Here is a 25437-nt window from a genome sequence, read left to right as displayed (position 1 = left end):
GCGCCCCTGCCGATGAAAGCGATCAGATAGGCGGCCCGTTCCTGGGCACTGCGCCGCCCGACGCTGAGCAGGTTCTCGTCCAGCATCTGCTCCTCGCGCGATGCGATCCAGGTGATATCGTAGGCGAGCCCTGGATGTTTCCTGTAGAGTTCGTGCAGGTCCTCTCGCTCGAACACGCACAGGAGCATCGGCGACAGCGCCTCGACGGAATGCTGCATCTCCCCCATGAGACTACCCTGCAGGCCGACGAGGTCGCCCGGCATGGGGTAGTTGAGGATTTGCCGGCGCCCGTCAGGCATCAGCTTGTAGCGGAATCCCCATCCGGAAAGCACCGTATAGAGGTGTGCGCTGTGGTTGCCTTCGACGAGCAGGGTAGCTCCCTTGTCGACCGCGAGTTCGCCCTTCTTGAACCGGCTAACGAAAGCCAGTTCCTGCTTTTCGAATTCACGGAAGACCCGCAGCGGCCGCAAGGGACACTTCTGACACGGATATTGTTGTGTCTGGAAAAGCCGCGTTGCCTGCCCTGACGCCATATTCGTCCCTCCAGGTAAGATGCCTCTTTTGTTGTCGTGCCGGAGGCAAGACACAAAGCTGCCTTCCGTCCGGATTAGGACATGTCTTTTTTAAATGACAACGAACCAATTTGCGTTCATGAGTCAGCCTGTTTCAAGGAGATTGCGATTGTCCGATTTGCTGTCCGGCATGAGAATTCTGGTTCTGGAGGACGAGGTTCTCATCGCCATGGATGTAGAGCAGCTTTGCCGGGACAATGGCGCCGCCGATGTCGTGGTGGCGAGGAACCTTGCCGAGATCGATACCGACAGAGCGGCAATGGAATTTCAAGCCGCCATTGTAGACGTTATGCTCGACGGCACGTCCACGCTCGATTTTGCCCGGCATATCCATGAGCGCAACGTGCCGTTCGTCTTCGCCTCGGGCTATACCGATCTCGACGAAATCTTCGCGGCCTTTCCCGATATTGCCGTGATCGGCAAGCCCTATTCCGGCTCCGATCTGGTCGAGGCAGGGGCGGCCGCCGCTGGCCGCCGCCCTGCTTAGAGTCTTTCTAGCTCTAGGCCGCGTTTGAACCCATTACCTGCGCAGAAATCGAATCAGGGCCGTAATCGGCCTCACCCGAGATTTTAAGGATTTCCTGCAGGCGGTTGCGTGCGCGGCTGACCCTGCTCTTGATGGTTCCGACGGCGCAATTGCAGATCTCGGCCGCTTCCTCATAGGAGAAGCCGGAAGCGCCGATCAGGATGATCGCCTCGCGCTGATCCTCCGGAAGCTGCTCAAGCGCGGCGCGGAAGTCCTCGAGGTCGAGCATTCCGTGCTGACTCGGATGCACGGCAAGACGCTCGGTCATGATGCCTTCGCTGTCCTGGATCTCGCGCCCGCGCTTGCGCATCTGCGAATAGAATTCGTTGCGCAGGATGGTGAACAGCCACGCTTTCAGATTGGTGCCCATCTGAAAGCTTTCGTGCTTGTCCCACGCCTTGACCAGCGTCTCCTGAACCAGATCGTCGGCTTTGTCCGAGTTCTGCGTCAGCGACACGGCAAACGCGCGCAGGCTCGGTATGGTGCCGAGCAGGTCGTTCTTGAACTGCGGAGTGACCACCATTCCGATCAGGCCTTCTTCTGCGTGGGCTCGGCTTTTTCAAGCTGGCTGAGCAGTTCAGCGAAACGGTCGGGTACTTCGTCCGAAACGAGTTCGTCGTAATATTGCTTCAATTTGCGGCCGATTTCGGAATTCGCGCCGAGCGGATCGTTTCCGTTTCGGCGAGGTTTCGCACCGACTGCACCGGTGGCTTTTTTCGTCATTTGTGATATTTCGCCCTGTCTTGCCATGGACCCCGTTCCACCCTTTTTCTGAACCGGAGGCGGACGACGCGGCCATCTGGCTGCCCAAATTCCGGTTATAACGGGTCCAGCTTAAATAAGTTCCGCCACCCGGAACTTTTTCGGAGTTTCGGCGTTAAAGGGGTTCGGTAATAGTCCGCTGAGCGGATGACGCGAGGGAACCGCATATTATGAGTTTATCTGCAACCATTGCTCCCCATTTGCCTTTTCTACGGCGCTTTTCCCGAGCCGTTTCAGGCTCACAGCAAAGTGGCGATGCACTGGTAGCGGCGATGCTGGAGGCGTTGATCGCCGATGTAGGGATTTTTCCGGAAGCGTCCAACGAACGCATCGCACTTTACAAGACCTTCGCCAAGCTCTTCACCTCTGTCGCGATCCGGGTGCCGCAGGAAACGCCGCACTCGGCCTGGGAACAGCGCGCCGCCGCCAATCTGACGGCGATCTCGCCCCGCCCGCGCCAGGCTTTCCTGCTGGTGGCTGTCGAAGGCTTCACGGATGAGGAGGCCGCCGAGATCCTGGACGTGTCGGAAAGCGAGTTCAGCACTCTTCTGTCGCAAGCCAGCAACGAGATTTCGCGCCAGGTCGCCACCGAGATCCTGATCATCGAGGACGAGCCGCTGATCGCGATGGACATTGAGGAGATGGTCGAGAGCCTTGGCCACCGCGTGGTGGGAATCGCCCGCACCCATGCCGAAGCGACCGCCATGTTCAATAAGACCAGGCCCAAAATGGTGCTGGCCGACATTCAACTGGCCGACGGCAGTTCGGGCATCGAGGCCGTCAACGAGATATTGGCGTCCGCCGCGGTACCGGTCATCTTCATCACCGCTTTCCCCGAGCGGTTGCTGACCGGCGAACGCCCGGAACCGGCTTTCCTGGTCACCAAGCCTTTCAATCCCGACATGGTGAAGGCCCTGATCAGCCAGGCGCTGTTTTTCGACCGGCAGGCCAAGGCGGCTGCTTGACGTTCCACTCCAAGCATGTGCAAGGCCGCCATTGGCGGCCTTTCTTTTTCAGGAACCAACACCCGCCGCGGGCGTTTTTGTGAAGAATCCGAAGGAGATAACCCATGCTGTACTGGGCTCTTGTTTTTCTCGTCGTCGCCATCATTGCCGGCGCGCTTGGCTTTGGCGGCATAGCCGGAACATCCGCCGGCATTGCGCAGATCCTGTTCTTCGTCTTCCTGGCGTTTCTGGTGATCTCTTTGCTGGCTGGGCTGTTCAGGCGCGTTTAGCAAGCCGTATGCTGGATGCCGTCCCCCTCAAACGGCTTCCAGATACCCGCCGGGCAACGTCTCCCAAAGGGGCGCGGCCCGGCGGAACCTCTTGAAAATGGAACCCGTTTCGGACTGAGCCGTTCATCCCGCAGCGGGATAAGTGGCTTATGAGTTTATCGCGGAAGAGAGATGTCGAGGGGAACGCGGTGAACTGGCAGTTGGCGGACAGCAATCCGGAAATCGGGCGCAGCCTCCTGCACGCATTGCGCAATACCGGCATTTCCGTACTCTATCAGGATCGAGAGCTTCGCGTGCTGTGGGCGCAGAACCTGCCCCCGGCTTGGTCGATTAATGAAATTTCCGGCCTGACAGACCATGATTTCCTCCCTGCATCCCAGGCGGAACGGCTGACTGCGGCAAAGCGGAAGGTCATCGCGACCGCGCATCCCGAGAGCCTCGAAGTCAGCTTTCCGAATCGGGAGGGCGCGCGCTGGTTCACGGTCTGGATCGACGCCGACAAATCTTCCGACGGGGCGGTGCAGGCCGTCGTCACCACGGCGGTCGACATTACCGAGCAGAAGCGGCGCGAGCAGACGCTGAAGAGTCTTTTGCGCGAGGTCGCGCACCGCTCGAAGAACCTCCTGGCCATCATTCAGAGCATTGCCGCGCAGACCGGGCGCTATTCCGACACGATCGATGGTTTCCTGGCCCGCTTTCGCGGCCGCCTGCAGTCGCTGGCCTCTTCGCAAGACCTGGTAACCTCGTCCAACTGGCGTGGCGCCGATCTTCGCGGTCTTGTCCTCGGACAGGTCGGCCGCTACAGCGCCAGGCCGCATGAGGCGGTGCGCTTCAAGGGTGAAAATCCCTATCTCAACCCCAATGCTGCATTGCATATCGGACTGGCGATGCATGAGCTTGCGGTGAATTCAGTCAGCTACGGCGCGCTTGCCCGCCCCGACGGTTTCGTGACCGTCGCTGCGCATCTGACGGCCCCGCCCGAAAACAAGGATCTCGCTTTGACCTGGTCGGAGAAGATCGGCTCAATGGGTAACGGGAAAAAGCGTTTCGGCAGCGTGGCGCTGGAGCGGGTGGTGCCCGCATCACTCAACGGCACCGCGACGCTGGATATATCCAACAACCAGTTGGACTACAGGCTGCTGGTGCCGCAGGGCAGTTTCGAGATCGAATAAAATCCGCCCGCAGGTCGGTTAGCCCGGCGTTGCCACAACTCGCACCCTTGCGCGGAAGTCCGGTGGAACCCGGCGCACGCTTCGCCGTTGGGTACATCGAAATTCGCGGGAGCGTCGAATGGTTGCGGGCCTTCGCCGATTGGCTCGCATGGGAGGACAGGTGCGGGACCTGGGACCCCTACTCCCGGATCGCGACTGGCGGATAATGCGAGCACGGGCTGCGCGAGAGAAGGAGCCTGCCATGATCCGGCACTATCTTCGTGTCACGGGCGAAAGCCGCCTCGCAGTGGATGTCGGAGGGGATCCCTCCAGTCCCGCTTTATTGCTGCTGCACGGCTTTCCGAGCTCAGCGTGCACGTTTCGGCGTCTGGCTCCGATGCTCGTTGACGACCTGTTTGTCGTCGCTCCCGATCTTCCGGGGTTCGGAGAGTCCGATGTCCTCGCCTCGATATCCTTCGAAGCGATGGGAAACGCAGTCCTCGAAGTCCTCGACCGCTTCTCCGTCGGTCCTCGCTTCATCTACCTTCACGACTTCGGCGCGCCAGTCGGCTTTCATGTCGCGATGCACGCGCCCGCGCTCGTGAGGGGTCTGATCATCCAGAATGCTAACGCTCATACCAGCGGGTTCGGGCCTCAATGGGCAGATACCATCGCCTATTGGTCGAACCCCACCCCGGAGAATGAGGCGGCCGCCACCGCTCATCTGACCCGGGAAGGGATTCGCAATGAGTATGTCGGGGGCGTACCCGATGATGTCGCGATGTGCATGGCTGCCGATAACTGGGATGAGGACTGGCGTGTTATGAGCCTGCCGGGAAGGCTTGAGGCGCAACGTGCCCTCGTGGCGGACTATGGGAACTATGTGCGCCGTTTCACGGAGATCCAGGGCTATCTACAAAGCCATCAGCCGCCTGCATTGATGGTGTGGGGTCGCCATGACCCCTTCTTCGAACTCGCGGAAACCCTGAGTTGGATGAAGGACCTTCCCCGGATGGACGCCCACATCCTTGACGCCGGTCATATGCTGCTCGAAAGCCGTGCGGAAGCGGCAGCTCACCTGATCCTCGACTTCGTCAAGAGAGAAAAAGGTTTGGGGTGAATGGCCGGATTTTGTCGGAGAGAAGCTGCGAAAGACTAACATCTCGCAATAGAGGGAAGATGCGTTTTCCATAAAGTCTTACCCTTGCGCTGTGTGCGATGGAACCCGGCGCGCACTTCGCCGTTTCGGTGCATCGAGTTCGCGGGAGCGTCGAATGGTTGCCGAAATACAGAGGCTGGAAAACGCCGCGCGAATAGCGATGGGCGACATCCAGGAGCCGGACCAGACGACACCGCAGCCACAACCGCTTCCCCATGCCTCGACATCGCTGATCATCGCCTTACTGGCCGTGATCGGCGTTGGCCTGGTCGCAGTCGCCTTGACCTGACCTCATCGGCCATGCCGCATTTCCCACATCCGCCGGTTGAGCCGGGCGGCGGGCGAAGCCTTGCCGCTGGAAGACATCCGAACTCCCAGCAACCCGATATTTTGGAACCATGACGGCCGGGACTTCGTTTCTTCGATGAGAGGAAATCCGCCATGGAACACATTGCCGCCCTTCTGCTGGTTATCGGATGCTCGCAAGACCTGCAGCAGTGCCACGAACTCCCCGCCCCCGTTCCGCTTTATGAAACGGTCGAGGAGTGCGAAGCCGAGGTTGCTCCCACATTGAGCGTCCTCACCGGCCAGCGGCCGAAAATCTTCGTCCAGTGTGTGACCGTCGACCCGGCGCTCGCGGAGGAAGATGCCGTATTGGAGTGGGACGTGCGGCACGACGGTACGCTGCACGCCTCCCTTGACGCGCCTGACCTTATGGTTGCATCTACTGGGGACCGCCGCGAAAAAGACTCTCTTACCCAAGAATGATTTCGGACGGGAAACCAGTTTTTGATCGTGCAAGTCACCGATTGCGTGACGAAAAGTGAGGAGTGACCATACATGAGGAACGTCATTTTTGCTGTCGCCGCGATGATTGCTGTGACGGGTTGCACAACTGCGGAGCAGGACGCGACGGTGGGAGGCCTTGGGGGCGCGGCGATCGGCGCATTGGCGACGGGCGACGCAGGCGGCGCGATCGTCGGCGGCGTGGTCGGCGCGGCTTCGGGCGTGCTGATCGGCAAGGCCACTCGCACGGGCTGGTGCCGCTACCGCGATCGCTATGGCCGTATCTACGAGGCCCGCTGCCGCTAAATTTTACGGTTCTTCTGCTAAGAAGCCGCTGGCCATTCGATGGCCGGCGGCTTTTCTTTATCAGGCGGCGATCGCCATGGCGCCTGGGCCGGGGATTGCGCCTGGCGGGCACTTGCCGAGAATGATCATGCCGAGCACTTCGTCCTTGGTCACATCCCCCGTACTGGCCGTGCCGACCACCTGCCCGTTCTTCATCACGCAGACGCGATCGGCGAGATCGAACACGTCGTGTATGTCGTGGCTGATCAGGAAGATGCCGATGCCTTCGGCCTTGAGCTGCTTCACCAGTTCGCCGACCTGGGCAGTCTCCTGCGGCCCGAGCGCGGCGGTCGGCTCGTCCATGATCAGGATGCGGGCGTTGAACAGGATGGCGCGGGCGATGGCGACGGACTGGCGCTGGCCGCCCGACAGTTTGCTGACCGGGTCCTTGAAGCGCTGGAAACGCGGATTGAGCCTGCCCATCACCTTGCGGGCTTCCGATTCCATCGCCGAATCGTCGAGTGTGCCCCAGGGAGTGCGCAGTTCGCGGCCAAGGAACAGATTGGCGGCGGCATCGACATTGTCGGCCAGCGCCAGCGTCTGGTAGATCGTCTCGATGCCGTATTTCTTGGCGTCGCGCGGGTTGGCGATCGTGGCCTCCTCGCCATTGACGTAGATCACGCCGGCGTCGCGCTTGTATGCCCCTGAAAGGATCTTGATCAGCGTCGACTTGCCGGCGCCGTTATGGCCGAGAAGCGCCATCACCTCGCCCGGGTAGAGGTCGAGCGAAGCGTCGTCGACGGCGCGAATGCCGCCGAACGCAATCGACATGTTCTTCATCTCGACGAGCGGCGTGCCTGCGGGTTCCATACCGATCCTTCCTCTAAGCTTGATCCCGAAAAGTTGCAGACTTTTCGGACAAGATCATGCGCTAGTTCAAATGATGCGCTTGCGGTAGAGCGTGTCGAGCCAGACGGCCAAGACCAGCACCACACCGACGACTATGTTCTGCAGCGGCGTGTCGACGCCGAGCAGCACCATGCCCGACTGCAGCGACTGCATCAAAAGCGCGCCGAGCATGGCCCCTGCGATCGTGCCCGCGCCGCCGGCGAGCGAGGTGCCGCCGATGACGGCCGCGGCGATCACCAGAAGCTCGTCGAGCGTGCCCAGCGAATTGGTCGCGGCGTTGAGGCGCGCGCTCGAGATGCTGGCGCCGATGGCGGCGAGCACTCCCATCAGCATGAATATCTTCATGACGACCCAGCGCGTGTTGATGCCGGCGAGTTCGGCGGCTTCCGGATTGCCGCCGATGGCGAAAACGTAGCGGCCGAAGCGGGTGCGGGTCGCGATGAAGGTCATGACGATCCCGACAGCGACTGCGATCAGCACCGGTATGGCGATACCATGGGCGATGAACAGGCCGCCTTCGGGAAGCTCGATATTGTTGGCCTCGGCATAGCGCCTGACGATGCCGATCGGCCAGGGATAGGAATTGGCGATCCAGACAGCGCCGAGTATCGCCGCGCAGGCGATCGTGCCGATGAAGCCTTCCGCCCAGACCGGACGCAGCGGGAAGCGGAAACGCTTGCGCCGCGACCGGGCGACGAGGAGCAGGAGCACGAAAGCGACGCAGGCGACAATGCCGACCGCCCAGCTCGCCGTGGCGCCGATTGATCCTTGCGGCCCGCCGCCGATCAGCCTGAACGTCGCATCCATCGGCGCCACCGTGCGGCCGCTGGTGACCCACCAGGCCGCGCCGCGCCACACTAGAAGTCCGCCCAGCGTGACGATGAAGGCCGGGATGCCGAGATAGGCGATCAGGAAGCCCTGGAAGCCGCCTATGGCGAGGCCGACCAGCAGGCCCGAGATAAGCGCCAGAACCCAGATGGACGGGCCGCCGAGCGGTATTCCCATGACCTGCGGCAGGAATTCAGCCTGGACCACGCCCATGATCATCCCGATCAGCCCGAGCGCCGAACCTATCGACAGGTCGATGTTGCGGGTGACGATGACCAGCACCATACCCGTGGCCATGACCGCGATGGACGAGGACTGGACCGACAGGTTCCACAGATTGCGCGGCGTCAGGAACAGACCGCCGGAGAGAAAATGAAAGCCGACCCAGATGATCAGCAGCGCGCCGATCATGCCCAGCATGCGCGTATCGAGTTCGGTCGCCCTGAGAAAGCGGGCGACGGGCCCAAGCTCGGACGCGCGGGCGCGGTCAGCCGGCGCCGTCGAGGTCACCTCGGTCATGACGTTCCTTCCGCCGGCATGCCGTCTCGCGCGGATCGCCGGACAATTTTCAGCTTAGCGAAACGCCGCGGTTTTCGTCAAACCGCGGCGTTGGGTTGTTGGTCGAAGGTCAGTCGCAGGCCGGCACCGTACCGGCGCCGACACCCTGGCAGACCACTTCCTTGGTGACCCAGCCGGCATCGATGACGACGTTCAGGTTCTCCTTGGTGATCGCGACCGGCGCGAGGAACACCGAGTTCATCTCGACGCCGGCAGGGCCGCCGCTGAACTTGACGACGTTCGGGATCGCATCCATGGCCGTGCCGTCGGCGAGCTGCGAGGCGATTTCAGCCGCAGCCTTGCCGAGTTCGCGCGAGTCCTTCCAGACCGAGACGGTCTGCGTGCCGAGGGCGATGCGGTTCAGCGCGGCGTGGTCGCCGTCCTGGCCGGAAACCGGGACCGTGCCGGCAAGGCCCTGCGCCGAAAGCGCGGCAACGACGCCCCCGGCCGTGCCGTCATTGGAAGCGACGACCGCGTCCACCTCGTTGTTGTTGGCAGTCAGGAACTGCTCCATGTTCTTCTGCGCGTTGGCAGGCAGCCAGCCATCTGTATAGGCCTCGCCGACATTCTTGATCTTGCCGGAATCGATTGCTTCCTTGAGCACTTCCATCTGGCCGGCGAACAGGAAATCCGCGTTCGGATCGGCGCCCGAGCCCTTGATGAAGACGTAGTTGCCTTCCGGCTGGACCTTGAACACTTCGCTGGCCTGCAGGCGGCCGACTTCCTTGTTGTCGAAGGTCAGGTAGAAAGCGTCCTTGTTCTCGATCAGGCGGTCGTAGCCGACCACCGGAATGCCCTCGGCGACGGCTTTCTCGACGGCAGGGGCAATAGCGCTCGAATCCTGCGCCAGGATGATCAGCGCGTTGGCGCCCTGGCTGATCAGGCTTTCAACGTCGGTGAGCTGCTTGCTCGGGTTCGATTGCGCGTCGGCCGAGATGTACCTGTCGCCGGCCGCCTCGAGCGCAGCCTTGATCGCGGCCTCGTCCGTCTTCCAGCGCTCTTCCTGGAAATTGGACCAGGATACGCCGATGACCTTGTCCTTTGCCTCGGCCACTGCCGCCAGCGATACGGTCATCGCCACACCTGCCAGAATGGCGGTTGCAAACTTTTTCATGATTTCCTCCCTGCGCGCCTAGAGGCGCAATGAACTTCGTCTGAAGCTCTTTTTTTCGAGCCTCGAAAAAAAGAATGACGTATGCGGCGAGTTCTGTCAATATTCTTGCGGCGCTGTTGACGGCCCCCTTGCTGAAAGGGAAGGTCCATCGGGGTTGCCGCGGGAGGAATGCTGAGAGATGTCGGTTGGAATCCGCCACGACGATTTGCGCAAGCGCAACCGCGCAATGGTCATTACGGGCGTGCGCCGCGCCTTCCAGCCGTCGCGCACCGAGATTGCCCGCGCCACCGGCCTTAGCCACTCTACGATCTCGGCGATCTCATCCGACCTGATCGAGGAGGGAATCCTCGCCGAAACCAAGGGCGGCGAGGCGGTTTTGCTGAAGCGTGGACGGCCGCAGGTGGCGCTGGCGCTGAAGCCGGAAGCGGCAGCCGTCGTCACCATCGTTCTGGCGCTGAACTTCCTCTCGGTGGCGGTCGTCGACTATGCTGGGCAGACGGTCACAAGCGAGCAGCGCAAGCTGTCGACGCTGACGCTGCCCGAAGAAGAGCTGATCGGCGAGTGCCTGGCCATGGTGCGACGGCGGCTGGGCGAGGCGAGCGGCAGGCGCATTATGCGCATGGTGCTCGCTGTCCAGGGCACGACCGATGCCGGGAGGCGCACAATGCTGTGGTCGCCGATCACCCCGCATTCCGGCATCGCTTTCGCAGACCGCCTCGAAGGCGCGTTCGGCATTCCGGTGACGGTCGAGAACGACTGCAACATGATCGCCGAGGCGCTGAAATGGCGCGATCCCGAGCGCTACCGCGACAATTTCATCGCTATCCTGCTTTCGCACGGCATCGGCATGGGGCTGGTGCTGAAGGGTGAGCTTTTCACCGGCACGCAGTCTTCCGGCGGCGAGTTCGGCCACATGATCCACCGTCCCGACGGCGCACTTTGCCGCTGCGGACGCCGTGGCTGTGTCGAAGCATATGCCGGCAATTACGCGATATGGCGCGCTGCCCGGCAATCGAGCGAGGACGAGGAGCCGGTGGCCGACATCAGCGATGCCGACATGAAGGCGCTGGCAGCAGCCGCCCGCGTGAAGGACGGGCCTGAGCGCGAGGCGTTCCGCAGGGCAGGAGAGGCGATCGGCTTCGGCCTCGGCAGCCTGTTCGCGCTAATAGACCCCGCGCCGGTGGCGGTGGTCGGCATCGGCGCCGCCGCCTTCGACCTGATCGAGCCGCATCTGCGCGAAGCGATCGCCAGGACAGCCGGCGGCCAGCACTCGGGTGCGATCTCCTTTGCCGTAGAGCCGGACGAGGTGCCGCTGATTCGCGAAGGCTGCGCCATGCGCGCGCTGACCTTCATCGACCAGGAAATCTTCGCCGCCGGTGCGTCGGACGAAGCGCCTGCGAAGAAGATCACGCCGGTAGAGGCCTACTCCTCGCGGATGGCGTAGCCGGCGCCACGGATGGTGCGGATGACGTCAGGCATGCGGCCGTTGTTGACCGCCTTGCGCAGCCGTCCGACATGGACGTCGACGGTGCGCTCGTCGATATAGATCGTCTCGCCCCAGACATTGTCGAGCAACTGCCCGCGCGAGAACACCCGGCCCGGATGGCGCATCATGAATTCCAGCAGCCGGAATTCAGTCGGCCCGAGCTTGACCTCGCTCTTCTTGCGGTAGACCCGGTGCGCCTCGCGGTCGAGCACGATGTCGCCGACCTTGAGAACGCTGGACAGCACTTCCGGCTTTGCCCGCCGCAGCAGCGCCTTGACCCGCGCCATGAATTCCGGCGTCGAGAACGGCTTGACCAGGTAATCGTCGGCGCCGGTGGCGAGGCCCCTGACACGATCGCTTTCCTCGCCGCGGGCCGTGAGCATGATGATTGGCAGGCGCTCGGTCTCCGGCCGCATCCTGAGCCGGCGGCACAATTCGATGCCCGAAAGCGCCGGCAGCATCCAGTCCAGCACCAGAAGGTCGGGCACGTTCTCCTGCAGCCTTATCTCGGCCTCGTCGCCGCGCGCCACGATCTCGACCTGATAGCCTTCGGATTCCAGATTGTAGCGCAGGAGCACGCCCAGCGGCTCCTCGTCTTCGACAACCATGATTTTCGGAGCGATCATCGATGAAAATCCCAATGACGATTGCCTACTCGGGAGACACCGCCTGCGTGGTCTCGTCGAACTTCGGCCGGTTCGAAGGCAGTTGCGAGCCGGTCATAACGAAATAAGCGTTCTCTGCGATGTTGGTGACGTGGTCGCCTATCCGCTCGAGGTTCTTGGCGCAGAATAGAAGATGCGTGCAGGCGGTGATGTTGCGCGGGTCTTCCATCATATAGGTCAGCAATTCGCGGAACACCGCCGTATATTTCACGTCGATCTTCTCGTCATCGGCGCGGAGCGACTGCAACGCTTGCGGTTCGCGAGCGACATATTTGTCGACGACGCCGTGTACCTGCACAAGCACCAATTGAGCCATGGCGTCGATGCTGTGCGACAGGTCGCGCGGCGTCGCGCTCTGGCCGACCGCGCTGACGCGCTTGGCGATGTTCTTGGCGAGGTCGCCGATGCGCTCGAGGTCGCCCGCCATCCGGATGGCGCCGAGCACGGCGCGCAGATCCTGCGCCATCGGCTGGCGCTTTGCGATCAGAGTGATGGCGCGGTCGTCGAGTTCGCGCTGCCTGGCGTCCATGATGGCGTCGTCGGATATCACCCGCTGCGCCAGCGCGTTGTCAGACGCCAGAAGCGCCCTGATCGATGCGCCGACCATCGCGCCGGCGAGATCGCCCATGTCGCGGATCAGACGGTCGACATGCCCAAGTTCCTCGTCGAAAGAGGCAACGGTGTGCTCACCCATTCTAAGGTCCTCGCCTTGGCACTCAGCCGAACCGGCCGGTGATATAGTCCTGCGTGCGCTTGTCGTCGGGGTTCGTGAACATCTTTTCGGTCGCCCCCTCCTCGACGAGATAGCCGAGGTGGAACATCGCGGTGCGCTGCGAGACGCGGGCCGCCTGCTGCATCGAGTGGGTGACGATCACGATCGTGTAATTCTCGCGCAATTCGTCGATCAACTCCTCGACCCTGGCGGTGGCGATCGGATCGAGCGCCGAGCACGGTTCGTCCATGAGGATGACTTCGGGCGAAACCGCGATGGCGCGTGCGATGCACAAGCGCTGCTGCTGGCCGCCGGAAAGGCCGGTGCCGGATTCGAGCAGGCGGTCCTTCACCTCATTGAACAGACCGGCCTTCTTCAGACTCGATTCAACGATCCCGTCGAGATCCGCCTTGCTTTTCGCCAGTCCGTGAATGCGCGGGCCGTAGGCGACGTTCTCGTAAATCGACTTCGGAAACGGGTTGGGCTTCTGGAACACCATGCCGACACGGGCGCGCAATTCCACCACGTCAATCTTCGGGTCGTAGACGTCCTCGCCGTCGAGCGTGATCTTGCCGGACACCCGCGCAATGTCGATCGTGTCGTTCATGCGGTTGAGGCAGCGCAGGAAGGTCGACTTACCGCAACCCGACGGGCCGATCAGCGCCGTCACCTGGTTTTCGCGCACGTCGAGGTCGACATCGAAAAGCGCACGCTTTTCGCCGTAGTGAACGTTGACCTTTTCGCCCTTCATCTTGATCGGGGGCTCGTTGGTGCGCTGCGCCAGTTTCTGTTCCACGCCGGCTTCGGTCATGATGTTCATATCCTCTACTCCCCCTTACCAGCGCCGCTCGAAGCGCTTGCGCAGGATCACCGCGATAGCGTTCATGATGACCAGAAACGCCAGCAAAATCAAAATTGCCGCCGAGGTCTTCTGCTGAAAGCCGGGTTCGGGGAAATCCGCCCACATGAAAATCTGAACCGGCAGAATGGTTGCCGGATCGGTGAAGCCGCCAGGAATGTCGACGATGAAAGCGACCATGCCTATCATCAGCAACGGGGCCGTCTCACCGAGCGCATGCGCCATCCCGAGAATAGTTCCGGTCATGATGCCGGGCATCGCCAGCGGCAGCACGTGATGGAACACGGTCTGCACCTTGGACGCTCCGATGCCGAGTGCGGCCTCGCGGATCGACGGCGGCACGGCGCGCAGCGAGGCGCGCGAGGCGATGATGATGATCGGCAAGGTCATCAGCGCCAGCACCATGCCGCCGACCACCGGCGCAGAGCGCGGCAAGCCGAAGAAATTCAGAAACACCGCAAGCCCGAGCAGGCCGAAGACGATAGACGGCACCGCGGCCAGATTGTTGATGTTGACCTCGATGATCGTCGTCAGCCGGTTCTTGGGCGCAAACTCCTCAAGGTAGATCGCCGCCGAGACGCCGATCGGGAAGGCGATGGCGAGCGTGACGATCATGGTCAGGAACGATCCGACGACCGCGCCCCAGACGCCGGCGAGTTCCGGCTCGCGGCTGGCGCCGGTGAAGAAGAAGATCGAGTTGAAGCGGCTTTCGGTCAGGCCCTCACTCTGCAGCCTGTCGAGCCAGACGATCTCCTTGTCCGAGATTTTGCGCGACGATTCAGGCGTGTCGATGACACGGAGCGCTGCCTGGCCGGTGGCAGCCGGAGCGTTGCTGTCGAGCGCCTCGATGACGAGGCCTTTGGCGACGACCGTGCCGCCGTCACCAGGCGCCAGCGCAGTCAGCTTGACGGTGCCGCCATTGAGCGCGACCAGCAGCGAGGCCGCTCCGCTGGTCAGTGTCAACGCGCCGTTCTCGCCTTCGGTCGCGCCATGACCGCGGGCCAGCGCCAGCATGGCGTCGTCGCCGAAGGTCAGTTCGATGTCGCCTGTCGTTCCAGACGGAGTGACGGTCGTGGCAATCGCTTCGTCGGTGCCGACATCGGCGAGCAGGCCCTTCAGATAGAGATCGGCGAAATCGTCGAGCGGAACGGCGTAGTCCACCGTCGTGCCGAGCATACCCGGATCTTCAGCAATGTCCTTGCGCAGGAAGGTTCCAGCGCCTGTCGAGATCAGGCCGCGCAGCAGACGCCTGTCCTGCCTGCTCGTCACATCCGGAAATTCGGCTGCCAGCGCGTCGTTGATGACGCCCTGAAAATCGAAGCCATCGAGCTTGGCCGGATCGACCTTCGCCGCCGAAAGGTCGAGCGGCAGCATGAGATAGTTCATGCGCAGCGCCGGCCACGCCTGCGTGACCACGGTAGAAAGGAGTAGCACCAGAAAAAAGCCGGCAAGCGCCACGGCTCCGGCACCCAGCCATTTGAACCGCATCTCGGCTGCATAGCGGGTCTTCAGCCGCGCCTTCGCCGCGTCGTCGGTGTGAATGCTGACGGGGCGTCCGCCGCCCAGTGTCGAGATCGCATCAGTCATATTGCTCTCGGTATTTCTGGACGACGCGCAGGGCGACGATATTCAAGGCGAGCGTGATGCAGAACAGCACCAGCCCGAGTGCGAAGGCAGCAAGCGTCTTGGCGCTGTCGAATTCCTGATCGCCGACCAGCAGCGTCACGATCTGCACCGTCACGGTGGTCACCGCTTCGAGCGGATTGGCCGTCAGGTTCGCGGCAAGCCCAGCCGCCATCACCACGATCATGGTTTCGCCTATGGCGCGGCTGACGGCGAGCAGCATCGCGGAGACGATGCCCGGCAGGGCCGCGGGCAGCACAACCTTGCGGATGGTTTCGGACTTGGTCGCGCCGAGGCCGGCGGAACCGTCGCGCAGCGATTGCGGCACAGCGTTTATGACATCGTCGGACAGCGAAGAGACGAAGGGGATGATCATGATGCCCATGACCACGCCGGCAGCCAGCGCCGACTCCGACGCTACGTCGAGGCCCAGACTCTCGCCCATGCCGCGAAAGAAGGGCGCGACCGTGAGCGCGGCGAAGAAGCCGTAGACGACGGTCGGGATGCCGGCGAGGATTTCCAGCACCGGCTTCGCGACCGCCCGGACGCTTTTCGATGCGTAGTCGGACAGGTAGATCGCCGCCATCAGGCCGATCGGTGCGGCGACCAGCATGGCGATGAAGGTAATGAGCAGCGTGCCGGCGAAAAGCGGTACGGCGCCGAATATGTCCTCGTTGACGGCGCCCGCTTCGGTACCAGCGCCGGTGAAGGCGCTTTGCGGCGACCAATGGGTGCCGAACAGGAATTTATAGAACGGCACCTGCTGGAAAAAGCGCAAAGATTCGAAGATCAGCGACAGCACGATGCCGATCGTGGTCAGGATCGCAACGACCGAGCAGAGGATCAGGAATGCGCGCAGGATGCGCTCGACTACGTGGCGTGCGCGATAAGCCGGCGCGATGCGCCCATAGGCCCAGAAGAACCCGGCGGCGGCGAGCGCGAGCGCTACGATCCAGATGATCCAGAGGCTGGTCGCATGGATCGAGCGGTAGGCCGCGGCGGCCGCTTCTTTCGTAGCGTCGGTGAAGCCGACCACGCCGCCGAAGGCGATGGCGCGAGCGTCACGGATGAAGGCCTCTACCTGGGGAACGCCCATTCCGGACAGTTCGGCCGCGAAACGGTTCGCAATGATCGAAGATTCAATGCCCGGTGTGGCCATCGCCCAGATGATCACGGCGAGCAGCGCGGGGCCTGCGGTGAACAGTGCCAGGAACATGCCGTGCTGGCCGGGCAGCGAATGCAGTCGTGCTACTTCGCCGTTGACGCTGGCGACGGCCCGGCTGCGGCCGAGCCACCAGGCGGCGGCGGCCAGGGCCAGAAGCAGAAGAACGAGATAACCGACCATGATGCAGGACGTCCCCTCGACTGCCGGTCATTCACCGGCTCAAAGCACGAGGCCCATGGCCTCGCGCTTCATAGTTAGTCCTAGAACATGCAGCGGGCATGGGCGAAAATCTCCGCCCAAGCCTCGACCTGCCTATCAGGAACCCATGCCCTTCAGGGCCTTGGCGTTCTCGGCGACCGTCGCGCGCTCGGCGTCCGGCAGCGGGATCAGGCCCTTGTCGGCCAGGTAGCCATCGGGGCCCCAGGCGGCTTCAGAGGTGTATTCGGCGATGAACTCTTCCATGCCGGGGATGACGCCGACATGTTCCTTCTTCGCATAGACGAAGAGCGAGCGGGACACGCCATAATCGCCGGAGGCGATGTTCTCGAAGGTCGGCTCGACGCCTTCCACCTTGGAGCCCTGAAGCTTGTCGGCGTTCTGGTCGAGGAAGGAGAAGCCGAAGATGCCGAAGGCATCAGCGTTGGCTTCAAGCTTCTGCACGATCAGATTGTCGTTCTCGCCGGCTTCGACATAGGCGCCATCCTCACGGATTTCGCCGCAGCCCTTTTCATTGGCCGCCTTGACTTCTTCCTGGCAGGCTTCGTCCATGACCAGTTCGACGAAGGCGTCGCGCGTGCCGGAGGTCGGCGGCGGGCCGAGCACTTCGATCTTGGTCGCGGGCAGCGAAGCGTCGACATCCGACCAGTTCACATAGGGGTTCGGGACGACCTGGCCGTCGACAGCGACATTCTTGGCAAGCGCCTTGAATATCTGTTCCTTGGTCACGTCGACGACGGTGCCGGCCTTGGAATTGGCGAGCACGATGCCGTCGAAGCCAACCTTGATCTCGACCGGCGTCACGCCATTGGCCTTGCAGGTTTCGAGTTCGCTATCCTTGATGGCGCGCGAGGCGTTGGTGAAATCGGCAGTGTTCTCGCCGACGCCGGCGCAGAACAGTTTCATGCCGCCGCCCGTGCCGGTCGATTCCACGACGGGAGTCTTGAGCTGGCCGCCCTGGCCGAGCTTCTCGGCGACAGCGGTGGTGAACGGAAACACGGTCGACGAACCGACGATCTGGATCTGGTCGCGTGCGGCGGCATAGCCAGCGGAGGCGGCGAGCGCCAACGCCGCAGCCGACGCTGTAAGGAAAAGTTTCTTCATATGGCCTACTCCCTGTGGGAATTGTCTCGACGCCCTCTTTTTCAGCGTCGCGTGAGGCCATAACGCCCGTTTGTAACAGTTGCATGACACTTTCGTGTCGGTTGGATAACGTCTTCCACCACGGGTTCGGGCCCGAAACCTGACCGGACATGAGCCAGCGCGCGGAAGTTTCCGGAATCAAGCGCTTAGACCAGCAACGGCTAAACCAAGCCGGCTATGTGCCGGTTCCGGAACTGCCCAAAATTTATTTGCATGAATTGGGCTCGGCGCTCAGCCGGCGTCGCGCCGCTCGGCCGCCTTGTCTCTCGCCCAGCGCTCGATCTTGTCGAGCAGCGCCTTCGGGCTGATCGGCTTGGGCAGGTAATCGTCCATGCCGGCTTCGATGCAGCGCTCCCGATCGCCCTTCAGCGCATGTGCGGTGACGCCGACGATCGGAACCCGATTCTGCGTTGCCCCCTCCAGTTCGCGGATGGCGGCGGTCGCTTCGAGCCCGTTCATCTCCGGCATGGAAACATCCATCAGGATCATGCCGGGGTTCATCTCCTGGAAAGCGGCGACGGCCAGCCGGCCATTGCCGACGATCTGGAAGGTGCAGTCCGTTTCGCCGAGTATCTGCGTGAAGACCAACTGATTGACCTCGTTGTCCTCGGCCACGAGGATATCGAGCCGCTCGCCATTCGACTTTGCCGGCCGGCTGCGTGGCCGCACGCTCTCGATCGGCGACGTCGGTTCGATCCTTATCTCCGGCGCAACCGGAGCAGCCGGATGCAGGCCCTGCGAGGAACGCCGCTTCTGGATGGTGGCGACCAGCGCTTCGAGAAGGGTGGAGGAGCGAGCCGGTTTGATCAGCTGCGCGTCGATGGAGAGATCGCGGTAGGTGGCGTTGACCAGCGACTGGTCGACCGACGTCAGCATGACGATGGGCGTGTCCGTCAGGTTCGGCGATGCGCGGACGATGCGTGCCATTTCCGCGCCCGTCATTCCCGGCATCTGGTAGTCAAGCACGACGCAATCGACCGGCACGCCGTAAGCCGCCGCCGCCTCAAGCACTTTCAAGCCCTCGGCCCCGCTTTCGGCCGCACAGGAATCGAACGTCCACGACGCCATCTGCTCGGTCAGGATTGCTCGGTTGACCGCATTGTCGTCGACGACCAGTATTCGCGCGCCGGTCACGTCCACAGGCGCGGCCTTGCGGCCGTTCGGCCTGCCCGCGCTCGGCAGGGCGAGCGTGAACCAGAAGGTCGAACCCTTGCCCTCTGTGCTCTCTACGCCAATCTCACCGCCCATCAGATCGACCAGACGCGAGGTGATGGCCAGGCCGAGGCCGGTGCCTTCGTGACGTCGCGTCGAGGAGGCATCGACCTGGCTGAATTTCTCGAAAACCTGCCTCAGCTTCTCGCGCGGAATACCTATTCCGGTGTCGGTGACAGAGATGCGCAGCTTCGACATCTCGCCGACAGTTTCGCCGGTTACGTCTACAAGCACGTGGCCCGAATCGGTGAACTTTACGGCGTTGCCGAGCAGGTTGGTGACGATCTGGCGGATGCGGCCGACATCGCCGATCACCAGATCGTGGAGGTGCGGTGCGACCCGCACGATGAGTTCGAGATCCTTTTCCTTGGCGCGGGTGGAAACCAGTGTCGCCACATCCTCGATCGCCTCGGCAAGATTGAACGGAGCCGGATCGAGCACGAGCTGGCCGGCGTCGATCTTGGAGAAGTCGAGGATGTCGTTGATGATGGTCAGCAGCGCATTGCCCGATTTCACGATGATGTCGGTGAATGTCTTCTGCTTCGAGTCCAGTTCGGATTTGGCAAGAAGCTCGGCCATGCCGAGCACCCCGTTCATGGGTGTGCGGATTTCATGGCTCATATTGGCCAGGAATTCCGATTTCGCCCGATCGGCGAGCACGGCGCGGCGCTGCGCTTCCTGAAGCTCGCTCTCACGCTGCTTGAGTTCGGTGATGTCGGTGCTGGAGCCGATGAGATGGACTGTACCGTCTATCGAGATTAGCCGGCTTTTCTTGGCTATCAGCTGCCGCACCGTGCCGTCGGGATGGGTGAGGCTCTCCTCGAATTCGTTCAATTCGCCGGTGCGCAGCACTTCGAGGTCGCGTTCCGCGAAACCCTCGCCCTCCTCGCCGAAGAAATCACGGTCGGTGAGGCCAAGGGCCGCTTCCTGCGCGACACCCGTCATATTGGCCCAGGCCTTATTGACGAATTCGAACGCCAGGTCGGCATTTTTCACGTAGGTCGAGACCGGAAGTTCGTCGAGCACGTGCCGGAAGAGGTCGATCTGCCGCATGCTGTCGCGGAGAGCCTCTTCGCGCTCCTTCAACTCGGTGATCTCGACACGCACTCCAATGAAGGTACCGTCGTCGGTGCGCGTGTCGAACACCTGATACCAGCGCCCGTCGGGATTCCTGCGCTGGAAAACCGAATGCCGGAGGCGGTAGTGCCGCAGCATTCCCTCGAGCCAGTTTTCGTAATCGGTTTCGTAAATCGCATCGAGTTCCGGGTCGCCGCTAAAACGGAAATAACCCACGGAGTGGCCAAGTTCGAGCGCTTCGCGGAAACTGCATCCCACCTGCCAGGTCGGCTTTAGCGCCGGCAATGAATCTTGAAGTTTTCCGTTCGCAAAGACGAATTTGTCGTCGCGGTCGTAGATGATGACGCCAGCGGGCAACGAATCCAGCACATTGGCAAGATGCCTGCGCGAATCTTCGGCCTCGGTTTCGCGTGACTTGATCTCGGTGACGTCGAAGAGGAAGCCCGCGACGTAATGTTTGCCGCTGGCCATGCTGACGCGATTCTTCCGGACTATCCGGAATTTGCTGACGCCTGCGGACTCGAAATTCTCCTCGACTTCGTAACGTTCTCCTGTCGCCAGTACATGCCGCTCGGATTCCTCGAACCCGGCGGCCTCCGCATTGTCGAGAAAATCCTCGCCTTTTCTGCCGAGCATCGCCTGCGGCTCCTGGCCGAACAGCGAGGAAAAAGCCTTGTTGACGAACACGAAACTAAGATTGCTGTCCTTGACGAAGATCGGGTCCTTGATGGCGTCGATGACCGCCTCGGCTAGCCTCGACCTTTCATGCGTTTCGGCTAATTCCGCCTCGCGCTGCTTCATCTCGGTAACATCGTAGTAGGAGACCAGCCGCTTGCCGCCGGACAGCGCGATCACCGAATAGATCATCGTGCAGCCGTCGGCGCGGCTGAATTCGCGCGGCGCCACGTCGCCGGCCTTGATCTCGGCCAGCCGCGAAGCGACATAGCGCTCCCACTCCACTTCGTCGACATCGTAGATGCCGTTGTGCCGGTTGATGTCCATCAGCGCCCGGAACGGGCTGCCCACAGCGACCTCGCCCGGCGCGAGCTTCCACATTTCGTAGAAAGCCTTGTTGATGATCTCGGCTTTCAATTGCGCGTCGAGCAGAACGACGCCCATCTTCATGGAATCGATCGTCCTCTCCAGGTCGAACAGCAATTCTTCGCTTCGTTCGCCAGCATGGTGCGGTTCCGCCTGGCCGGCGCCGGATGCCGGCTCCTCGCGCAACGCCTCCAGTTCCTTGAAGGCGGCGAGGACCTTGGTGACGTTGCGCGCCACGCCGCGATAGCCGAGGAATGTGCCCGCCGTGTCGAATTTCGGAAAGCCGGTGATCGATATCCAGCGGCAATCGGGCTGCCCGTCGGCGAGCTGGTAGACAAAATCGCGGAACGGGCGGCGCGCCTGGAGGTCTTCCAGATGGGCGATGGCGCTTTTGCTGCCCTTGGCGACCTGATCAAGGAAGTCGAAGCGGAAGCGGCCGATCACGTCGTCGGGCGCAACGCCGGTGACCTGCTCGTAATTGCTCGACAGCCAGGAAAAGCGCAGCTCGCTGTCGGTCTCCCATATCCAGTCCGAGCCGGCGTCGCCGATCTGGCGCATCTCCTCGGCGGAGAATTGAAGCGGCGCACAGGGACCGGCGCCCGAGTAGTGTGCTCCGCCTTGACGCGACAGCCCTGCGCCTTGAGTTTCGATCATGCTTCCCCGCCCCGCTTCGAGCATGATCCCGAAAAGTTGCAGGCTTTTCGGACAAGATCATGCGGCTAACAATCAGTTAGAGCCCCCGACAACCCCGCCGCAGGTTGGTTCCGGAATATGAGCGACAAGCATTAACGATCAACTAACCTTAACGGATCGCTCCATCGCGCCCTGGCGGGCATTGTCATTTCGGATGCCGCCGTTAGTTTCGGATCGGGTAGAATCGAACCGGAGCAATGAACATGGCGAGAAGGCCGATCGACACGGCGCCGAAGGACGGCAGCAAGGTCGAGGTTTGCTGGACCGACCGCGACGGCCAGGAAAACCAATCCGTGGCGCACTACCGCTCGCTCGAAAGGCTTCGGATGGCCGGCGGCGACTGGGACGAGGCGGATGCCGGCTGGTGGGCCTATATCGACGGCGAGACGCAGAAGAAGATTTCGCCACATAGCTGGATATCGGGTGAAGAGGGCGACGAGTGACCGGCTGAGCCCTCAGCGCTTTCGCTCCAGGGCAAGCTCGCCAGCCCCATTGTTCGGTTTCAGCAGCAGTCCACGGAGTTCCTCCAGCGCAACGTGGGCCGCCGCCAGATGAGCACGGTCGCGCGGCGTCAACAGATCGGGCCGCTGCAGCTTCAGGCGCGCCGTGGCGTAGGCGGCGAGTTGGGCGGTGTGGACGCGGGAAAGTTCGCGGAGCGCTTTCTCACCGATGTCTGGCGACGGCATTACGGTTCTCCTTCGACCCGCAACGCCCGATTTCGTACAAGGTTTCGCCGCAACCGTAAGTTTGGTTAAGAAAACCATAACCGTTCCTTGGGCGAGATTCCGGGTGCTTGGCCCTGCGATTAGCCACTCTGTTGGTCCAGCGGCGCGGAGCGTGGTTTGCCACTTGATCTTGGGCGAGCCATTTGCATCATCGCGGACCGAAATATGGGGTTTCGATGCAAGCGATTTTCGATGGCCACAATGACGTTCTGCTCCGTCTCTGGAACCGCCGCAAGGAAGGCGCCGATCCGGTAGCGGATATGAGCGACGGCGTGGCGGCCGGCCATATCGACCTGCCCCGCGCCCGCGCCGGCGGCCTGATCGGCGGTCTCTGCGCCATATACATCCCGTCCGGGGGCCTCGTTCTCGACCAACCCAAGGCGGACGGACGCTACTCGACGCCGCTTTCCAAGCCCCTCGAACGCGCGCCATCGCTGGACATCGCCATGGAAATGGCGGCGATCGCCTTGCAGCTGGAGCGAGCCGGCTGCTGGAAGCTCTGTCGGTCGAGCGCCGATATCGATGCGGCGATGGTCGGCGAGAAATTCGCCGCCGTGCTGCACATGGAAGGCTGCGAGGCGATCGGCGAGGATCTCGCCGCGCTGGAAGTGTTCTACGCCGCGGGCTTGCGCTCGCTCGGACCTGTCTGGAGCCGCAACAACATCTTCGCGCACGGCGTTCCCTTCGCCTATCCGATGAGCCCCGACACCGGGCCAGGCCTGACTGATGCCGGACGCTCGCTCGTCAAGGAATGCAATCGCATCGGCATCTTGATCGACCTGTCGCACATCACTGAGAAAGGCTTCTGGGACGTGGCGGAGCTCAGCGATCAGCCGCTGGTGGCGAGCCATTCGAACGCCCATGCCCTCGTTCCCGTCGCCCGCAACCTGACGGATCGGCAGCTCGACGCGATCCGGGAAAGCAAGGGACTGGTCGGCCTGAACTTCGCCGTCACCATGCTGCGCGCCGACGGACGTGAAAACGCCGACACGCCGATCAGCGAGATGATCCGCCATATCGACTATCTGGTTGAACGGCTGGGCATCGACGGGGTGGCGATCGGTTCGGACTTCGACGGCGCCCTGATCCCTAAGGAAATCGGCGACGCCAGCGGTCTTCAGAACCTCGTTGCCGGACTGGAAAGCGCCGGATATGGTGGCGCCGATCTCGCGAAAATATGCCGCGAAAACTGGTTCAGGGTGCTGCGTTCCGCATGGAGGGAGCATCCGGCGACCTGATCCAAAGACAAACACGTCAACAAAAACAGGGAACAGCTAAAATGATGATGGGAAAGATCAACGGACGCGTTCGCGTTCTCCTCGCGGGCGCCGCACTTTCTGCACTGGTTTTGACAGGCGCACCTGCATATGCAGAAACGCCGGCCGACACGCTGGTGCTCGCCTGGGCCATCGACGACATCATCACCCTCGACCCGGCCGAATCCTTCGAGATCAGCGCCGGCGAGATGATGGGCAACAGCTACGACCGGCTGGTGCGCTTCGATCCGGCCGACCCGTCGAACATCTATGGCGACATCGCCGAAAGCTGGACGGTTTCGGACGACGGCAAGACCTTCACCTTCAAGATCAAACCCGGCCTGAAATTCGCTTCGGGCAATCCCGTGACCGCCGAGGACGTCGCCTTTTCGATTCAGCGCGTCGTCAAACTCGACAAGAGCCCGGCCTTCATCCTGACCCAGTTCGGTCTGACCAAGGACAATGTCGACGAGAACGCCAAGGCGACGGACGCCAGCACTTTCGTCTTCGTCACCGACCAGGCCTATGCGCCGACCTTCGTGCTGAACTGTCTGACTTCCAACCCCGCCGCGGTGGTCGACAAGAAGCTGGTGCTCGAGCATGTCGAGGCGGTGACGCCCAGCGAAGAGAACAAGTTCGATAATGATTTCGGCTACGCCTGGCTGAAGACCAATTATGCGGGCTCAGGCCCGATGAAGATCCGCGACTGGCGCGCCAACGAGATACTGGTGCTGGAGCGCAACGACAACTATTACGGCGACAAGGCTCCGCTCGCCCGCGTCATCTACCGGCACGTCAAGGAGAGCGCCACGCAGCGCCTGATGCTCGAAAGCGGCGACATCGATATCGCCCGCAATCTCTCGCCCAACGATCTCGATGCCGTAAGCGCGAACGAGAACCTCGCCGTCACTTCGACGCCGAAAGGCACCGTCTATTACATCAGCCTGAACCAGAAGAACGAAACGCTGGCCAAGCCGGAAGTGCGCCAGGCCTTCAAATATCTGGTCGATTACGACGGCATCGGCGAAACGCTGATCAAGGGCATCGGCGAAATCAACCAGACGTTCCTGCCCAAGGGCATGCTGGGATGGGCCGATGACAAGCCATTCAAGCTCGACGTGGCCAAGGCCAAGGAGCTGCTTGCGGCCGCCGGCGTCCCCGAGGGATTCTCGGTGACCATGGATGTCCGCAACACGCAGCCGGTCACCGGCATCGCGGAATCCTTCCAGCAGTCGCTGGCCGAGGCCGGAATCAAGATGGAAATCATTCCCGGCGACGGCAAGCAGACGCTGACCAAATACCGCGCCCGCAACCACGACATGTATATCGGCCAGTGGGGCGTCGACTATTGGGATCCCCATTCCAATGCCGACACCTTCACCTCCAATCCGGACAATGCCGACGACGCCAGTTCCAAGACCCTGGCCTGGCGCAACGCGTGGGACATTCCGGAACTGACCGCCGAAACCAAATCCGCGGTGGTCGAGCCGGATTCGGCCAAACGCGTCGAGATCTACAAGAGCCTGCAGAAGAAGTTCGTCGAGACCAGCCCCTTCGTCATGATCTATCAGCAGACGGAAGTGGCGGGCGTCCGCAAGGCCGTGCAGAACTTCAAGCTAGGACCGTCGTCCGACACGACCTATGTCTACAAGGTTTCGAAGAACTGATCCGAAGTAAACT

At 62.1% G+C, this 25437-nt stretch carries 26 protein-coding genes; 12 read left to right on the top strand and 14 right to left on the bottom strand.

The genetic code is table 11. From position 1 onward, the window contains the following. Window positions 1-533, bottom strand: a 533-nt coding sequence (locus MAXJ12_RS06240; RefSeq protein WP_040585104.1) for a Crp/Fnr family transcriptional regulator, incomplete at its 3' end; no start/stop codon positions are given. Window positions 534-681: 148 nt separating this feature from the next. On the opposite strand from MAXJ12_RS06240, the gene MAXJ12_RS06235 reads away from it, so the two are divergent. Beyond that, window positions 682-1059, top strand: a complete 378-nt coding sequence (locus tag MAXJ12_RS06235; protein WP_008834945.1) for a response regulator — start codon at window positions 682-684, stop codon at window positions 1057-1059. A 13-nt stretch (window positions 1060-1072) separates the two neighbouring features. Here the strand turns inward: MAXJ12_RS06235 and MAXJ12_RS06230 are convergent, their stop codons facing one another. Then, complete coding sequence (locus MAXJ12_RS06230) at window positions 1073-1621, bottom strand: RNA polymerase sigma factor (RefSeq protein ID WP_008834944.1); 549 nt, start codon at window positions 1619-1621, stop codon at window positions 1073-1075. 5 nt (window positions 1622-1626) lie between these two features. After that, a complete protein-coding gene (locus MAXJ12_RS06225; protein WP_008834943.1) occupies window positions 1627-1821 on the bottom strand; it encodes a NepR family anti-sigma factor in 195 nt (64 codons plus the stop codon). Window positions 1822-2030: 209 nt separating this feature from the next. On the opposite strand from MAXJ12_RS06225, the gene MAXJ12_RS06220 reads away from it, so the two are divergent. The 7 genes from MAXJ12_RS06220 (at window position 2031) to MAXJ12_RS06195 (ending at window position 6496) form a co-directional block, all read left to right on the top strand. Further along, window positions 2031-2825, top strand: coding sequence for a response regulator (locus MAXJ12_RS06220; protein WP_008834942.1), 795 nt, complete (start codon window positions 2031-2033; stop codon window positions 2823-2825). Between the two features lie 104 nt (window positions 2826-2929). Then, window positions 2930-3094 (top strand): DUF1328 domain-containing protein, encoded by a 165-nt coding sequence (locus MAXJ12_RS35025; RefSeq protein ID WP_008834941.1) that lies wholly within the window; start codon window positions 2930-2932, stop codon window positions 3092-3094. Window positions 3095-3243: 149 nt separating this feature from the next. After that, entirely contained in the window at window positions 3244-4266 is a 1023-nt protein-coding gene (locus tag MAXJ12_RS06210; protein ID WP_050898794.1) for a sensor histidine kinase, read from the top strand. A 241-nt stretch (window positions 4267-4507) separates the two neighbouring features. After that, window positions 4508-5365: an alpha/beta fold hydrolase gene (locus tag MAXJ12_RS06205; RefSeq protein WP_040585100.1), complete on the top strand. Its 858-nt coding sequence runs from the start codon at window positions 4508-4510 to the stop codon at window positions 5363-5365. Between the two features lie 154 nt (window positions 5366-5519). After that, on the top strand, window positions 5520-5693 hold the full coding sequence (locus MAXJ12_RS37515) for a hypothetical protein (protein ID WP_008834938.1): 174 nt from the start codon (window positions 5520-5522) through the stop codon (window positions 5691-5693). Window positions 5694-5845: 152 nt separating this feature from the next. Beyond that, entirely contained in the window at window positions 5846-6172 is a 327-nt protein-coding gene (locus tag MAXJ12_RS06200) for a hypothetical protein (RefSeq protein ID WP_008834937.1), read from the top strand. A gap of 72 nt (window positions 6173-6244) precedes the next feature. After that, a complete protein-coding gene (locus MAXJ12_RS06195) occupies window positions 6245-6496 on the top strand; it encodes a hypothetical protein (RefSeq protein WP_008834936.1) in 252 nt (83 codons plus the stop codon). A gap of 60 nt (window positions 6497-6556) precedes the next feature. Here MAXJ12_RS06195 and MAXJ12_RS06190 read toward each other — a convergent pair whose 3' ends face one another. The 3 genes from MAXJ12_RS06190 to xylF all read right to left on the bottom strand — a co-directional run bounded on the left by MAXJ12_RS06190 (window position 6557) and on the right by xylF (window position 9884). Next, window positions 6557-7345: an ATP-binding cassette domain-containing protein gene (locus MAXJ12_RS06190; protein ID WP_008834935.1), complete on the bottom strand. Its 789-nt coding sequence runs from the start codon at window positions 7343-7345 to the stop codon at window positions 6557-6559. A gap of 66 nt (window positions 7346-7411) precedes the next feature. Beyond that, entirely contained in the window at window positions 7412-8731 is a 1320-nt protein-coding gene (locus MAXJ12_RS06185) for a sugar ABC transporter permease (protein WP_008834934.1), read from the bottom strand. Between the two features lie 109 nt (window positions 8732-8840). Further along, complete coding sequence (xylF, locus tag MAXJ12_RS06180) at window positions 8841-9884, bottom strand: D-xylose ABC transporter substrate-binding protein (protein WP_008834933.1); 1044 nt, start codon at window positions 9882-9884, stop codon at window positions 8841-8843. A 178-nt stretch (window positions 9885-10062) separates the two neighbouring features. Here xylF and MAXJ12_RS06175 point away from each other — a divergent pair, with 178 nt between their 5' ends. Continuing rightward, the gene (locus MAXJ12_RS06175) at window positions 10063-11328 is read left to right on the top strand and encodes an ROK family protein (RefSeq protein ID WP_008834932.1); all 1266 of its coding nucleotides are present in this window, start codon (window positions 10063-10065) and stop codon (window positions 11326-11328) included. Here the strand turns inward: MAXJ12_RS06175 and phoB are convergent. From phoB to MAXJ12_RS06140, 7 genes are all read right to left on the bottom strand, one after another. Next, the gene (gene phoB / locus MAXJ12_RS06170; RefSeq protein ID WP_008834931.1) at window positions 11307-11996 is read right to left on the bottom strand and encodes a phosphate regulon transcriptional regulator PhoB; all 690 of its coding nucleotides are present in this window, start codon (window positions 11994-11996) and stop codon (window positions 11307-11309) included. The two genes, MAXJ12_RS06175 and phoB, sit on opposite strands and share 22 nt — an antisense overlap. A 25-nt stretch (window positions 11997-12021) precedes the next feature. Continuing rightward, a complete protein-coding gene (gene phoU / locus MAXJ12_RS06165) occupies window positions 12022-12729 on the bottom strand; it encodes a phosphate signaling complex protein PhoU (RefSeq protein ID WP_008834930.1) in 708 nt (235 codons plus the stop codon). Between the two features lie 22 nt (window positions 12730-12751). Next, window positions 12752-13567 carry a phosphate ABC transporter ATP-binding protein PstB gene (pstB, locus tag MAXJ12_RS06160; RefSeq protein WP_008834929.1) on the bottom strand — a complete coding sequence of 272 codons (816 nt, stop codon included), beginning with the start codon at window positions 13565-13567 and terminating at the stop codon, window positions 12752-12754. Between the two features lie 15 nt (window positions 13568-13582). After that, window positions 13583-15193, bottom strand: a complete 1611-nt coding sequence (gene pstA / locus MAXJ12_RS06155; RefSeq protein WP_008834928.1) for a phosphate ABC transporter permease PstA — start codon at window positions 15191-15193, stop codon at window positions 13583-13585. Next, the gene (pstC, locus tag MAXJ12_RS06150) at window positions 15186-16574 is read right to left on the bottom strand and encodes a phosphate ABC transporter permease subunit PstC (protein ID WP_008834927.1); all 1389 of its coding nucleotides are present in this window, start codon (window positions 16572-16574) and stop codon (window positions 15186-15188) included. Before pstC ends, pstA begins: the two co-directional genes overlap by 8 nt. A 135-nt stretch (window positions 16575-16709) precedes the next feature. Beyond that, window positions 16710-17714: a PstS family phosphate ABC transporter substrate-binding protein gene (locus MAXJ12_RS06145; protein ID WP_008834926.1), complete on the bottom strand. Its 1005-nt coding sequence runs from the start codon at window positions 17712-17714 to the stop codon at window positions 16710-16712. A 270-nt stretch (window positions 17715-17984) separates the two neighbouring features. Continuing rightward, window positions 17985-21737, bottom strand: coding sequence for a PAS domain-containing protein (locus MAXJ12_RS06140; RefSeq protein ID WP_139043809.1), 3753 nt, complete (start codon window positions 21735-21737; stop codon window positions 17985-17987). Between the two features lie 242 nt (window positions 21738-21979). Between MAXJ12_RS06140 and MAXJ12_RS06135 the strand changes: the two genes are divergently transcribed. Beyond that, complete coding sequence (locus tag MAXJ12_RS06135) at window positions 21980-22219, top strand: hypothetical protein (RefSeq protein ID WP_008834924.1); 240 nt, start codon at window positions 21980-21982, stop codon at window positions 22217-22219. 12 nt (window positions 22220-22231) lie between these two features. On the opposite strand, the gene MAXJ12_RS06130 is transcribed toward MAXJ12_RS06135, so the two are convergent. Then, window positions 22232-22462 carry a hypothetical protein gene (locus MAXJ12_RS06130; RefSeq protein ID WP_008834923.1) on the bottom strand — a complete coding sequence of 77 codons (231 nt, stop codon included), beginning with the start codon at window positions 22460-22462 and terminating at the stop codon, window positions 22232-22234. Window positions 22463-22677: 215 nt separating this feature from the next. Here MAXJ12_RS06130 and MAXJ12_RS06125 point away from each other — a divergent pair, with 215 nt between their 5' ends. Together MAXJ12_RS06125 and MAXJ12_RS06120 are read left to right on the top strand one after the other, a co-directional pair. Beyond that, window positions 22678-23739 (top strand): dipeptidase, encoded by a 1062-nt coding sequence (locus MAXJ12_RS06125; protein WP_008834922.1) that lies wholly within the window; start codon window positions 22678-22680, stop codon window positions 23737-23739. Window positions 23740-23783: 44 nt separating this feature from the next. Beyond that, window positions 23784-25424: an ABC transporter substrate-binding protein gene (locus MAXJ12_RS06120; protein ID WP_139043810.1), complete on the top strand. Its 1641-nt coding sequence runs from the start codon at window positions 23784-23786 to the stop codon at window positions 25422-25424. The last annotated feature ends 13 nt before the right edge of the window (window positions 25425-25437 follow it).

Origin of the sequence: Mesorhizobium alhagi CCNWXJ12-2 (assembly GCF_000236565.1) — a bacterium.
Taxonomy (GTDB): domain Bacteria; phylum Pseudomonadota; class Alphaproteobacteria; order Rhizobiales; family Rhizobiaceae; genus Allomesorhizobium; species Allomesorhizobium alhagi.
Note: the sequence above shows the minus strand (reverse complement) of the source record. Positions and strands in the feature narration are given on the sequence as shown.

What these genes read in the sequence shown, in the direction of transcription:
- MAXJ12_RS06230 (WP_008834944.1), bottom strand. Translation starts at nt 1,621, where the DNA reads ATGGTGGTCACTCCGCAGTTCAAGAACGACCTGCTCGGCACCATACCG.
- MAXJ12_RS06225 (WP_008834943.1), bottom strand. Translation starts at nt 1,821, where the DNA reads ATGACGAAAAAAGCCACCGGTGCAGTCGGTGCGAAACCTCGCCGAAAC.
- MAXJ12_RS06220 (WP_008834942.1), top strand. Translation starts at nt 2,031, where the DNA reads ATGAGTTTATCTGCAACCATTGCTCCCCATTTGCCTTTTCTACGGCGC.
- MAXJ12_RS35025 (WP_008834941.1), top strand. Translation starts at nt 2,930, where the DNA reads ATGCTGTACTGGGCTCTTGTTTTTCTCGTCGTCGCCATCATTGCCGGC.
- MAXJ12_RS06210 (WP_050898794.1), top strand. Translation starts at nt 3,244, where the DNA reads ATGAGTTTATCGCGGAAGAGAGATGTCGAGGGGAACGCGGTGAACTGG.
- MAXJ12_RS06205 (WP_040585100.1), top strand. Translation starts at nt 4,508, where the DNA reads ATGATCCGGCACTATCTTCGTGTCACGGGCGAAAGCCGCCTCGCAGTG.
- MAXJ12_RS37515 (WP_008834938.1), top strand. Translation starts at nt 5,520, where the DNA reads ATGGTTGCCGAAATACAGAGGCTGGAAAACGCCGCGCGAATAGCGATG.
- MAXJ12_RS06200 (WP_008834937.1), top strand. Translation starts at nt 5,846, where the DNA reads ATGGAACACATTGCCGCCCTTCTGCTGGTTATCGGATGCTCGCAAGAC.
- MAXJ12_RS06195 (WP_008834936.1), top strand. Translation starts at nt 6,245, where the DNA reads ATGAGGAACGTCATTTTTGCTGTCGCCGCGATGATTGCTGTGACGGGT.
- MAXJ12_RS06190 (WP_008834935.1), bottom strand. Translation starts at nt 7,345, where the DNA reads ATGGAACCCGCAGGCACGCCGCTCGTCGAGATGAAGAACATGTCGATT.
- MAXJ12_RS06185 (WP_008834934.1), bottom strand. Translation starts at nt 8,731, where the DNA reads ATGACCGAGGTGACCTCGACGGCGCCGGCTGACCGCGCCCGCGCGTCC.
- xylF (WP_008834933.1), bottom strand. Translation starts at nt 9,884, where the DNA reads ATGAAAAAGTTTGCAACCGCCATTCTGGCAGGTGTGGCGATGACCGTA.
- MAXJ12_RS06175 (WP_008834932.1), top strand. Translation starts at nt 10,063, where the DNA reads ATGTCGGTTGGAATCCGCCACGACGATTTGCGCAAGCGCAACCGCGCA.
- phoB (WP_008834931.1), bottom strand. Translation starts at nt 11,996, where the DNA reads ATGATCGCTCCGAAAATCATGGTTGTCGAAGACGAGGAGCCGCTGGGC.
- phoU (WP_008834930.1), bottom strand. Translation starts at nt 12,729, where the DNA reads ATGGGTGAGCACACCGTTGCCTCTTTCGACGAGGAACTTGGGCATGTC.
- pstB (WP_008834929.1), bottom strand. Translation starts at nt 13,567, where the DNA reads ATGAACATCATGACCGAAGCCGGCGTGGAACAGAAACTGGCGCAGCGC.
- pstA (WP_008834928.1), bottom strand. Translation starts at nt 15,193, where the DNA reads ATGACTGATGCGATCTCGACACTGGGCGGCGGACGCCCCGTCAGCATT.
- pstC (WP_008834927.1), bottom strand. Translation starts at nt 16,574, where the DNA reads ATGGTCGGTTATCTCGTTCTTCTGCTTCTGGCCCTGGCCGCCGCCGCC.
- MAXJ12_RS06145 (WP_008834926.1), bottom strand. Translation starts at nt 17,714, where the DNA reads ATGAAGAAACTTTTCCTTACAGCGTCGGCTGCGGCGTTGGCGCTCGCC.
- MAXJ12_RS06140 (WP_139043809.1), bottom strand. Translation starts at nt 21,737, where the DNA reads ATGATCGAAACTCAAGGCGCAGGGCTGTCGCGTCAAGGCGGAGCACAC.
- MAXJ12_RS06135 (WP_008834924.1), top strand. Translation starts at nt 21,980, where the DNA reads ATGGCGAGAAGGCCGATCGACACGGCGCCGAAGGACGGCAGCAAGGTC.
- MAXJ12_RS06130 (WP_008834923.1), bottom strand. Translation starts at nt 22,462, where the DNA reads ATGCCGTCGCCAGACATCGGTGAGAAAGCGCTCCGCGAACTTTCCCGC.
- MAXJ12_RS06125 (WP_008834922.1), top strand. Translation starts at nt 22,678, where the DNA reads ATGCAAGCGATTTTCGATGGCCACAATGACGTTCTGCTCCGTCTCTGG.
- MAXJ12_RS06120 (WP_139043810.1), top strand. Translation starts at nt 23,784, where the DNA reads ATGATGGGAAAGATCAACGGACGCGTTCGCGTTCTCCTCGCGGGCGCC.